Source organism: Nonomuraea sp. NEAU-A123, from assembly GCF_018603905.1.
GTDB lineage: Bacteria > Actinomycetota > Actinomycetes > Streptosporangiales > Streptosporangiaceae > Nonomuraea.
This window is the reverse complement of the sequence record NZ_JAHFZZ010000054.1, coordinates 1-11,430: the sequence shown is the minus strand read 5'-3', so window position 1 is coordinate 11,430 and position 11,430 is coordinate 1. Positions and strand designations below refer to the sequence as shown.

Here is an 11,430-nt window from a genome sequence, read left to right as displayed (position 1 = left end):
CCACCGCATCCGGCCTCCGAGCCACCTGCCCCTCAAACAACTCCACCACCGACACACCACCCACCTCCACAGCAGTGGCATTCCACCCCTCCAGCACCAACCGCCGCTCCACCTCATCGAGCACATCCACATCGCCGAGCGGCAGCTCCGAGCCTCCGTCCAGCGCCGTCTCCAGCGCGGAGACCAGGCCGGCCGTGGCGGTGCGGACCAGGCGGGCCACCGCGCGGGGGTGGATGGGCGCGACGGCGTCGATGGTCAGCGACAGCGCGTCGCCGTCGTCGTTGACGGCCACGGCGAGGGGGTAGTTGGTGCGGTCGTGGGTGAAGACCGTGCGGATGCCCTCAAGGCCCCCTCCGCCCCGGCCGGTGTTGCGGCGGTAGTTGAAGAACGAGGTGAACAGGGGGGTGTCCCCGGTGACGCCGCTGGCCCGCTGGGCGACGGCCAGGGAGGCGTGCTCGTGCTCCAGCAGTTCGCCGAGCTGGTCGCGCATCGCCGACACGGCGGCCAGGACGCCCGGCTCGTCGGTGCGTACGCGGACCGGGAGGGTGTTCATGAACGGGCCGGGTACGCGATCGGAACCCATGCCGGCGTTCATGCGGCCGAACAGGACGGTGCCGAAGACCACGTCGGCACGGCCGCTGATGGCGGCGAGCGCGCGGGCCCAGGCCACGTGCATCACCGGCGCGGGGCTGACGCCCATGCGGAGCGCGGCGGCGCGCAGGCGGCCGGTCAGCTCGGGTGAGAGGTCGAGTTCCTCGCGGACGACTCCGGCGCCGTCGCCGCGGGCGTTCATGACCCCGTACGGGGCCGTCGGTTCGTGGACGTCGCCCAGCAGCTCGGCGAAGTAGCCGGCGTGCTCGCCTGTGCCGCCGCGGGCCTGGGCCACGAAGGTCCGGAACGGCAGCGGCTCGGGCAGCGTGCCGCCGCGCCCGGCCAGGAAGGCCTGGACCTCGTCGAGCAGGACCTCCTTGGCCGTGTGGTCCTGGACCATGTGGTGGATGCGGAGCAGGGCCAGCCATCGGCCGTCACCGCCGGGCCGGGCGGCGGTGTGCACCCTGATCAGCGGCGCGCGGCCCAGGTCCATCGACGATCCGCCGGCGGTAACGAGGTCGGCCACGGGGTCCGTACCGGCCGGGTCGAGCGTCACCTCCTCGACGGGCAGGGCGGCGCGGCGCCACACGACCTGTACCGGTTCGCGTAGCCCGTCCCAGACGATGCCGGTCCGCAGGATGTCGTGGCGGTCCACCACGCGCTGCAGGGCGTCGAGGAAGGCGTCGAGCCGGTCGCGGGTGTCGAACTCGGCGACCGTCGGCAGCGCGTACGCGTCGTCGCCGCCGCCGGCCAGCAGGTGGTGGAAGAGCAGGCCCTCCTGCAGCGGGGCCAGCGGGTAGACGTCGGCGACGTTGGCCGCGCCGCCCTCGACGGTGGCGACGACGCGTTCGATCTCGTCGGAGGTCAGGTCGGCCAGCGGCAGCATCTCGGGCGTGATCCGGGTGGTTCCGGCGGGGATGAGATTGTCCGGCACCGTCACGGGCATCGCGCCCGACGACCAAGCGAGGCCCGCCGGGGTCGGGGACTGGAACAGCGCGCGTACCGACACCTCGACGCCCTGCTCGCGCAGCCGTTCCACCAGGCGGATGGCCAGCAGGGAGTGGCCGCCCAGCGTGAAGAAGTCGTCGTCCACGCCGACCTCGGGCAGGCCCAGCACGTCGGCGAAGGCGGCGCAGACGATCTCTTCGCGGGGGTTCGAGGGGCGGCGGCCGAGGCCGGTCTCGTACGCGGGGGCGGGCAGGGCACGGCGGTCGAGCTTGCCGTTCGGGGTGAGCGGCAGGTCGTCCAGGACGACGACGGCCGACGGCACCATGTACTCGGGCAGCCGGTCGGCCGTGAAGGCGCGCACGGATTCCGGCAGGCCGGGCGCGTCATCCGCGGACACGACATAAGCGACCAGCCGGGTCTCGCCCGGCGTATCCTCACGCGCGACCACCGCGGCCCGCGCCACCGACGGATGGGCGGCGACGGCCGCCTGCACCTCACCCGGCTCGATCCGGAACCCGCGCACCTTGACCTGCTCGTCGGCGCGCCCGGCGAAGACGAGCCGGCCGTCGCCGGTCCATCGCACCAGGTCGCCGGTCCGGTAGAGCCGCTCGCCCGTCGCGAACGGCGAGGCCACGAACCGTTCGGCGGTCAGCGCGGAGCGTCCCACGTAACCGCGGGCGACCTGCGCGCCGGCGATGTAGAGCTCGCCCGCCACGCCGGGCGCCACCGGCTCCAGGAAGTCGTCCAGCACGAACATGCGGGTGTTGGCGAGCGGCCCGCCGAACGGCAGCGCGCCGCCCTCGCCAGGGTCCACGCGCCCGGCCGCGGTGATCACGGTGGCCTCGGTCGGCCCGTACGCGTGCACGAGCCGCCGCTCCCGGGCCCAGTCCCGGGCCAGGCCGGGCGGCATGTGCTCCGAGCCCACGACCATCGCCTCGACACCGGACAGGTCGCCCGTCTCCAGGACCGCGAGCAGCGAGGGGACGACGCTGGCCGAGCGCACGCCGGTCGTCTCGACGAGCGCGCGCAGCAGGGCCGGCTCCGCGCGTTCAGTCGTGCTCGCCACGACCAGCGTGCCGCCGCGGGCCAGGGTGACCGCCACGTCCAGCACCGAGGCGTCGAACGTGAACGACGCGAACTGCAGGACCGGCACGCCCGGGCCCACCTCCATCAGCGGCCCGAACACCGAGACGAGGTTCGCGAGGGATGCGTGCTCGACCGCCACACCCTTCGGCCGGCCGGTCGAGCCGGAGGTGTAGATGACGTACGCCAGCTCGCCGGCCAGGGGCCGCTCCGCGCGCGGCGTGTCCGGGTAGGTGCCGAGGCAGGGGTCGTCGAGGCGTACGACGTGGGCGGCGCCGAGCGTCTCGTCCCGGTCGGTCACCAGCACGCGCACGCCGCTGTCGGCGACGGCGAAGGCCAGGCGGTCAGCGGGGTGGGCGGGGTCGAGCGGTACGTAGGCGGCGCCGGCCTTCCACACCGCGAGGATCGCCGTCACGATGTCGGCGCCGCGTGGCAGGCACAGCCCCACGATGGACTCCGGGCCGACACCGAGCGTGTTGAGGTGGTGGGCGAGGCGGTTCGCCCGGGCGTCGAGGTCGGCGTAGGTGATCCGGGTGTCCTCGTACACGACCGCGGTCGCGCCGGGCGTACGCGCCGCCTGGGCCGCGAACAGCTCTGGCACCGTGCCGGACGGGATCTCGCCCGCCGTGTCGTTCCACTCGACGAGCAGCTTGTGGCGCTCTTGCGCGCTGAGCACGCCCGTCTCGCTCAGCCGGGTCTCGGGCTCGTCGATGACCAGTTCGAGCACGCGCCGCAGCCGCTCGGCGAACAGCCCGGCCGACTCGGCGGTGAACACGTCCGCCGCCACGATCACCGAGCCGCGCAGTCCGGCCGGAGCGCCGTCGGCGTCGAACAGCTCGCCGGCGCTGACCTCGACGTCGAACCTCGACACCGCGCCGCCGCCGCTGCCGGGCACGTCTCCCCCGGCGCGCACACCCGGCAGGTCCACGGCCGCCTGGGCGACGTTCTGCACGGTGAGCAGCACCTGGAACAGCGGGTGGCGGGCCAGCGACCGGCTCGGCGTCAGCTCCTCGACCAGCTTCTCGAAGGGCACGTCCTGGTGGGAGAACGCCGACAGGCTCGTCTCCCGCACGCGCGCGAGCACCTCGCGGAAGCCGGGATCGCCCGACACGTCGGTCCGTAGCACCAGCGTGTTGACGAAGAAGCCGACCAGATCCTCGAGCGCGACGTCGGTACGCCCGGCCACCACCTGGCCGATCGGGATGTCGGTGCCCGCGCCCAGCCGCGACAGCAACATCGCCAGCGCCGCCTGCATCACCATGTACGTCGTGACGCCCTCGCGCCGCGCCACCTTGATCAGCCGGGCGTGCGCGTCCGGCGGCAGTTCGAACGGCGCGCTGTGCCCGCGGTGCGTGGCGACCGGCGGGCGCGGGCGGTCGAACGGCAACGCCAGCTCCTCCGGCGCCCCGGCCAGGGTCTCCCGCCAGTAGGCGAGCTGGCGCGCCAGGAGGCTGGCCGGATCGTTCTCGTCGCCGAGCAGCTCGCGCTGCCACAGCGTGTAGTCGGCGTACTGGACGGGCAGGGGTTCCCAGCCCGGCGCCCGGCCCTCGCGGCGGGCCGCGTACGCCTCGGAGACGTCGCGGGCCAGCGGCCCCTTCGACCAGCCGTCACCGGCGATGTGGTGCAGCACGACCACCAGCACGTGATCGTCCGGCCCCGCCGAGAACAGGCACGCCCTGATCGGCACCTCGGCGGCCAGGTCGAACGTGTGCTCCCACACCTCGCCCACCGCCGCGGCCAGGTCGGCCGACGGCGGCAGCTCGACCTCCTCGAGCCGCCAGTCGAGGCCGTCCATGCCGAGCACGCGCTGGAACGGCTCCCCGTCGGCCACGCCGATCACCGTCCGCAGCACCTCGTGCCGCTCCAGAACGTCACGCAGCGCGGTGGCCAGCGCCCGCTTGTCCACTCGGCCCGCCAGCCGCAACGCCACCGGGATGTTGTAGGTCGCACTCGGGCCGTCGAGCCGCTCGATGAACCACAACCGGCGCTGTGCGAATGACAACGGAATCATCAAGACCCCTTTTGCTCACGTTGTCCAGTGACGTTCTTGGGGGCGGAAAAGCCGCTCGAACAATGCCATAAAAAATGGCGGGGCGGCGAAAGCGCACCGCACTGTCCCGCCGTTTCACCGGGCCCACTATGGCCTACGCCTCCGCGCCTGAACAATGCCACGCATTCGCCGCGCCATTGTGCGGCGTTCAACTGCGCCGAGGCTGCGGTTGAACGCTCGCCGTCACACCACCGGCTGGGCCGGCTCCAGCCCAGCCAGGCTCTCTTCCAGCGGGGCCGGCGTGACGGGCAGGCCGAGCCAGTCGAGGGCGTCGTCGATGTCGGCCGTCACGCGGATGGCGGCACGTTCCTCCTGCGTGAGGAAGCCCTCGGCGACCACGTGGTCCAGCATGGTGATCAGCGGGTCGAAGAAGCCCGCCTGGTTGAGCAGGACGATGGGCTTCTCGTGGATCTGCAACTGGTTCCAGGTGGCGACCTCCATCAGCTCGTCCAGGGTGCCGAGCCCGCCGGGCAGGACCGCGAAGCCCATGGACAGGTCGTACATGAGCGCCTTGCGCTCGTGCATGGACCCGACGACGTAGATGTTGCCGCTCGCGAGCTCCGGCTTCTCCCGCTCGTACAGGTGGTGCGGGATCACCCCTGTCACGGTTCCGCCGGCCGTGGTGACGGCGCCGGCGACCGCTCCCATGATGCCGACGCCGGCGGCACCGTAGACCAGCCCCGCGCCGCGTCGCGCCAGTGCCGCGCCGAACTCTCGGGCCACGTGCAGATAATGCGCGCGGACGCCCGCGCGGGCACCGCAGAAAACGGCGATGGCTTTGCTTCGGGAAGGACCGTTCAACATACTCTGCTCCCAACGAATCAGCGCAAGAAAATCAGAAGGCCCGGCCGTATCTTTCGTCGTAGGTGAGTACGGACTGGAGCAGCACGTTCGCGCCCGCTATCAGGTCGTCGTCGGCGCTGTACTCCTCCGGCGCGTGGCTGACGCCACCCTTGCTGGGCACGAAGATCATGCCTATCGGTGCGATGCGCCCGATGATCTGCGCGTCGTGGCCGGCGCCGCTGGGCAGGGAGAGGTGGCTCAGGTCAAGGCTCTCGCTCGCCTCCGCGATGACGTCCCGCAGGCCCGCGTCGCAGGACATGGCGGTCACGCCGTGCTGGTCCGTCACCTCGATCGTGGTGGCGGTCCTCATGGCGATGTCCAGGAGCTCGCCCCGCAGACGCGCGATCGCCTGCCGGGTGGCGGCGTCGGACACGTCGCGCAGGTCCACCTGCAGCGTGACGGTTCCGGGGACGACGTTCCAGGCGTTGGGGGCCAGCGAGAGCGCGCCGACGGTGGCGACCCGTACCGGGCCGTTGGGGTAGGCGAGGCCGCCTACCGCGAGGATCACGTGCGCCGCCGCCACGAGCGCGTCCTGGCGCAGCTCCATCGGCGTGGTCCCGGCGTGCGAGGCCTTGCCGCGTACGGAGATGGTGAGCGTCGAACGGCCCGTGATGGCCTCCACCACCCCGATCCGGACGTCGCGGCTCTCGAGCACCGGGCCTTGCTCGATGTGCAGCTCGAGGTAGGCGGCCATCTGGTTAGGGCGCCACACGGCCCGGTCGATGTGGGCCGCGTCTCCTCCCAGGTCGGCCAGCGAGTCCGCCACGAGCCTGCCGCGATCGTCCACGGCGGTCAGGTCGGCTTCGTCGAGCGCGCCCACCAGCGCGTGCGCCCCCCACATTCCCCGGGTGCCGAACGCGCCTTCCTCGTTGTTGAAGGCCACGACGGCGAGGGGGTGGGCCAGCGGGGTGCCGTGCTCGTTGAGCGCGCGGGCGACCTCGATGGCCGCCAGGACTCCGTACGCGCCGTCCAGGGCGCCGCCGTTGGGCACGGTGTCGATGTGCGACCCGAGCATGAGCGCCGGCAGGTCCGGGCGTTCTCCCGCCCGGTGCCCGATGATGTTCGCCGCGCTGTCGACGCTGGTCCGCAGCCCGGCTTCGGTCATGAGGTCGCGGACCAGCTCCCGCCCGCGGGCGTCCTCCGCGGTGAAGGCGAGCCTGGTGACGCCGCCGTCGGCCGTGGCGCCTATCGCGCCGAGGGTCCGGATGTTGGCCACCAATCGATCGCCGGCGACCCGCAGGGCCTGGGCCGAACGCGTCTTCACGTCGTCTCCCATGGTCGGGCCCTCACCGATCCGCCGGCCGGTTCGCCGCCGAGGAGGTCAGGCGTCCGGCCAGCTCCGCCAGGTCGCGGCTGCCCCGGATGTCCGCCATCGCAACGTCGAGACTGACGTCTTCCCTGATCCTGAACGCCATCCTGGTGGCCAGGATCGAGTCACCGCCCAGGGCGGCGAAGTCGTCCTCCACGCCGATCGGCGCCACTCCGAGCAGGTCCTCCCAGATGCCGGCCAGCGCCACCTCCATGGGGGTGCGGGGCGAGGTGAACGTGGCCGCCGCCGGTCCGCTCCGCTCCCGGGTATCGGGCAGGGCCTTGCGATCGACCTTTCCGTTCGCGTTGAGCGGCACGGCCTCGATGGCGTGCAGCGCCGACGGCAGCAGGTAGCCGGGCACCCGCTCGGCGAGATAGGCCATGAGCTCCTCCTCGCTCACCTCCGCCTGGGGCACGTAGTAGCCGACCAGCCGGCGCTGGGAGCCCTCGCCGAGGATCGCGGCCACCGACCGCGCGACGGCCGGATGCGTGGCCAGCACGTTCTCGACCTCGCCCGGCTCGACCCGGTAGCCGTTCAGCTTCACCTGGTCGTCCACCCTGCCCAGGAACTCGAGGTTGCCGTCCGGCAGCCATCTGCCCAGGTCCCCGGTGCGGTACATCCGGGCGCCGACCCGCTCGCTGAAGGGGTCCGGCAGGAAACGGCTCGCCGTCAGCGCCGGTCGGCCGGCGTAGCCGCGCACCACGCATTCCCCGCCGATGAACAGCTCTCCCGTGACGCCGACCGGTACGGGGTTCATCGCCGGGTCCAGCACATACATGGTGGTGTTCGGGATGGCGCGCCCGATGGGGAGTAGGTCGCGTTCGACGGGGCGCTGGGTGTGGAAGATGGTGTTGCCCACCGAAGCCTCCGTCGGGCCGTACTCGTTGAGGACGACCGTGTCGGGGTCCAGTCGCCGCCAGTTGGCGAGATTGCGGCTGGGGAAGGCGTCCGCGCCGACTACGAGGGTGCCGGCCAGGTTCCTGGCCGCGGCCCGTCCGAGCACTTCGGAGAGCAGGTCCAGGTGGCCCGGGGTCATCTTGATGAAGGTGAACGGGGCCAGCCGTTCCAGGCGGGAGCCGAGTTCGTGCACCGGCAGTTCCTCCGGCAGCATGCAGACGCGCTCGCCCATGATCAGCGGGGTGTAGAGGTTGGGCACGATCATGTCGAAGGAGAAGGAGGAGAACACCGGTGCTCCACCATGGCCCCGGCTCGCGTACCCCTCGACGCACCAGTTCAGGTAGTTGACCAGGCCGGAATGCGGGACCTGGACGCCTTTCGGCCGGCCGGTCGAGCCGGAGGTGTAGATGACATACGCCAGGTTGGCGGGTGTGCTCAGCGGGGTGAGATCGTCAGCGGGGTGGCGGCCGATGTCCGCGGCCCGCGTGTCGGTGCACAGGACCCGCCAGTTCCCCTCCGGCAACCGGGGCGCGAGGTGAGATCTGGTGACGACGAGGCGGACCCGGGCGTCGTCGAGCAGGTAGCGCAGCCGTTCCTCCGGGTAGCCCGGGTCCAGCGGCAGGTAGGCGGCGCCGGACTTGAGCACGCCGAGCAAGGTGACGACCATGTCCGCGTCCCGCTCGGCGAACACGCCGACCACGGACTCCGGCCCGGCCCCGAGGTCGCGCAACTCCCTCGCGAGCCGGTTCGCCCTGGCGTTGAGCTCGGCATAAGTGAGCTCGACCTCGTCGCTCAGCACCGCGAGCGCGTCCGGGGTCCGGCTCACCTGCCGCTCGAAGAGCTCGTGCAGGCAGCCCCGCGCGTAGTCGCGTACCGGGCCGTTCCAGTCCACCAGCATGCGCTTCCGCTCCGCGGCGCTCAGCGGCGAGAACGCGTCATGACGGCCGTTCGGCACCGCCATCGCCCTCAACGTCGCGAAGTAGTAGTCGCGGATCACCATCGCCTGCTCGTCGTCCAGCCGCCGGTAGTCCAGCGCCAGGGACAACCGCCCGGTCCGGGAATCCCGGAGGAACCGCGTCGAGAGGGCGAGGTTGCTGGGCTCGATCCGATGGGTGATCGGAAAAGGCGTGTCACTGAATTCGAACATGGAGTCGAACAGATCGGCGCCGCCCACATCCGACACGACCCGGGCCAGCGGGTATCCGCTGTACGGGAGCATCGCCTTCACCTGACCGGACACGCGGCGCACCAGATCCAGCCAATGCCCGCCCGGCACGTCCACCCGGAGCGGCAGGACGTTCAGGAAGACACCCGCGGCCACGTGTGACTCATGGGACCCATGGGGTGGCCGCATGGCCACCCCGGTGGCGACGTCGCCGTCGCCGGTCAGCAGGCTCAGCACTTTCAGGTGCGCCGCCAGCAGCACGTCCTCGACCGGCACGCCCGCCTCGCCGCTCAGCTCGCGCAGCGCGTCGCCGATGCCGTCCGGGACGGGCGACTCGATCGACCCGTACGCCGTGGCGCCACCCGCGCCCACCGACAGGGGCTTCGGCGCGTAGCCGGAGAGGTGGTCCTGCCAGCGCTTGGCGTGCTCCGCGTCGTCGATGGCCGCCCGCTCCGCCGCGACGTACTCCGCGAACACCTCAGAGGGTGGCGCGGCGGCCGGGGCGCCCGGATCGGCGAGCAGGTCCGCGTACCGGCTCAGCGTCTCGTCGAGCACGCGGAGCAGGCTGTCCCTGTCGAGAATCGCCTGGTGGTACACCACGGTGCAGTGGAACTCGTCCTCCGCCAGGCGGTGCAGCACGCAGCGCAGGAGCGGCGCCTCGGCGAGATCGAACGGCCGGCGCCTGTCGGCGCGCAGCCGACGCTCCCGCTCCTGCTCGGGCAGGTCACGCAGATCGTGCACCTCGCGTCGCACGGTCGCCGCCGCGTGCACGAGCTGCATCGCCTCACCGTACGTGGTCAGGTCGAAGGAGGTCCGCAAGACGGCATGCCGGTTCACCACGTTCTGGACCGCCCGATCGAACACCTCCAGGTCGAGCCCGAGCCCGCGCACGCGCGAACCGCAGGAGTTCAGATAAGGTGTCTCCCCTTCTCCGGAAAGCGTGTGGTAGACGATGCCCAGTTGCAGCGCGGACATGGGATAGGCATCGGAAAGCCCGGGCGGCAGTTTGGCCCGGTCCCCGCTTCTCACGAGCGAGAACGGTTCGAGTGCGGCTGTGCCGGCACTTTTCCGGCTGCCTACCGGCCTGATCTCCGTGGACGTGTCTCTCATTCTTATACTCGCCTTCTACAGCTACGTAGAATTTCTCGCCGTTCCTCCGGCGACAGCTCCTGCGATCGGAGCGCGACACCCGAGATTCGCCCGCGGGGCGGAAAAGCCGCTGAAGCGGAACCGAGCAAATCGATAAGAAAGTCGTGAGGCGGCGAAAGCGCGAATCACCGGCCCGGGCATTGCCGTTTCGCCGGGGTCCACTATGACGTATGCCGCGGCTCACGAACAATGCCATGCATGTGCCGCGAAGGCGTTCAACTGGGCTGACGCCGCAGTTGAACGCCTTCGCACGCGTTGGTGGTCAGCGGTCGCGCATGGGGCGCAGGGCCGGCCTGGTGGTCTTCTCCTCCCCCACCTGCCGCGCGAGGGTCGCGACCGTGGGGGCGTCGAAGAGCGTACGGACCTGGACGTCCACGCCCAGGAGGGCGCGGATGCGGCTGACCAGGCGGACGGCGAGCAGGGAGTGGCCGCCCAGCTCGAAGAAGTCATCATCGACGCCGACCGCCGGGATCCCCAACACCTCGGCGAACGCCGCGCATAGGGCCTCCTCCCGCGCGTCGGACGGGCCGCGCCCGGCACCGGCCGCGGCGGCGTGGTCGGGGGCGGGCAGTGCGTGGCGGTCGAGCTTGCCGTTACTCGTCAGCGGCAGCGCGTCCAGCACCACCCAGGCCGACGGCACCATGTGATCAGGCAACCGATCGGCGGCGAATCTGCGCACCACCGACGGCAGATCACCGGCGTTGTCCGCGTCCTGCGCCACCAGATAGCCGACGAGACGGACGTCGCCGGGTGCTTCCTCCCGGGCCACCACGGCGATCTGCTCCACCCCAGGACAGCCGGTGAGCACCGCGCCCACCTCACCCGGTTCTACGCGGAAGCCGCGGATCTTGACCTGGTCGTCCACCCGGCCGCCGAACACCAACCCGCCATCAGTGCTCCAGCGGAACCGGTCACCGGTGCGATACATGCGCGCACCGGGCACGAACGGGCACGCCACAAACCGCTCAGCGCTCAACCCAGGACGACCCAGATAACCACGCGCCAGCTGAGCACCGGCCACATACAGCTCACCGCTCACACCCGGCGGCACCGGCGCCAGGTGCTCATCCAGCACATACAGACTGGTGTTGGCCACCGGGGTCAGCCCGCCGCGCAACCGGGCGGTGGCCACGCCGATCGTGGTCTCGGTCGGACCATAGTGATTGAACACCGCACACCCGCGCTCATCGGCGGTCGTGAGGACCTGCTCCAGCCAGTCAGGGGCCGCCGCCTCACCACCCAGCACCAGCGACCGCGCAGGCAACAACCCCGGACCCATCGCCGCCAAGTGCGACGGCACCATCTTGACAAAGTCGATCTTCTTCTCGGCCAGCAACGCGCGCAGGGCCTCCGGATCGGTGGCCGCCTCCTCCGCCACAATGTGCAACTCACCAC

At 71.4% G+C, this 11,430-nt stretch carries 5 protein-coding genes; all 5 read right to left on the bottom strand.

Annotation, left to right across the window (positions count from 1 at the left end):
• Positions 1-4,633 (bottom strand): non-ribosomal peptide synthetase (locus KLK06_RS59095; protein WP_214644697.1); only part of this gene is annotated, 4,633 nt, incomplete at its 3' end.
• A 222-nt stretch (positions 4,634-4,855) separates the two neighbouring features.
• Complete coding sequence (locus KLK06_RS59090) at positions 4,856-5,476, bottom strand: TIGR00730 family Rossman fold protein (protein WP_214644696.1); 621 nt, start codon at positions 5,474-5,476, stop codon at positions 4,856-4,858.
• Positions 5,477-5,507: 31 nt separating this feature from the next.
• Positions 5,508-6,779 (bottom strand): Zn-dependent hydrolase, encoded by a 1,272-nt coding sequence (locus KLK06_RS59085; RefSeq protein ID WP_214644695.1) that lies wholly within the window; start codon positions 6,777-6,779, stop codon positions 5,508-5,510.
• Positions 6,780-6,801: 22 nt separating this feature from the next.
• Positions 6,802-9,915: a non-ribosomal peptide synthetase gene (locus tag KLK06_RS59080; RefSeq protein ID WP_214644694.1), complete on the bottom strand. Its 3,114-nt coding sequence runs from the start codon at positions 9,913-9,915 to the stop codon at positions 6,802-6,804.
• A 382-nt stretch (positions 9,916-10,297) separates the two neighbouring features.
• The coding region (locus tag KLK06_RS59075) for a non-ribosomal peptide synthetase (protein ID WP_214644693.1) at positions 10,298-11,430 on the bottom strand (1,133 nt) is incomplete at its 5' end.

What these genes read in the sequence shown, in the direction of transcription:
- KLK06_RS59090 (WP_214644696.1), bottom strand. Translation starts at nt 5,476, where the DNA reads ATGTTGAACGGTCCTTCCCGAAGCAAAGCCATCGCCGTTTTCTGCGGT.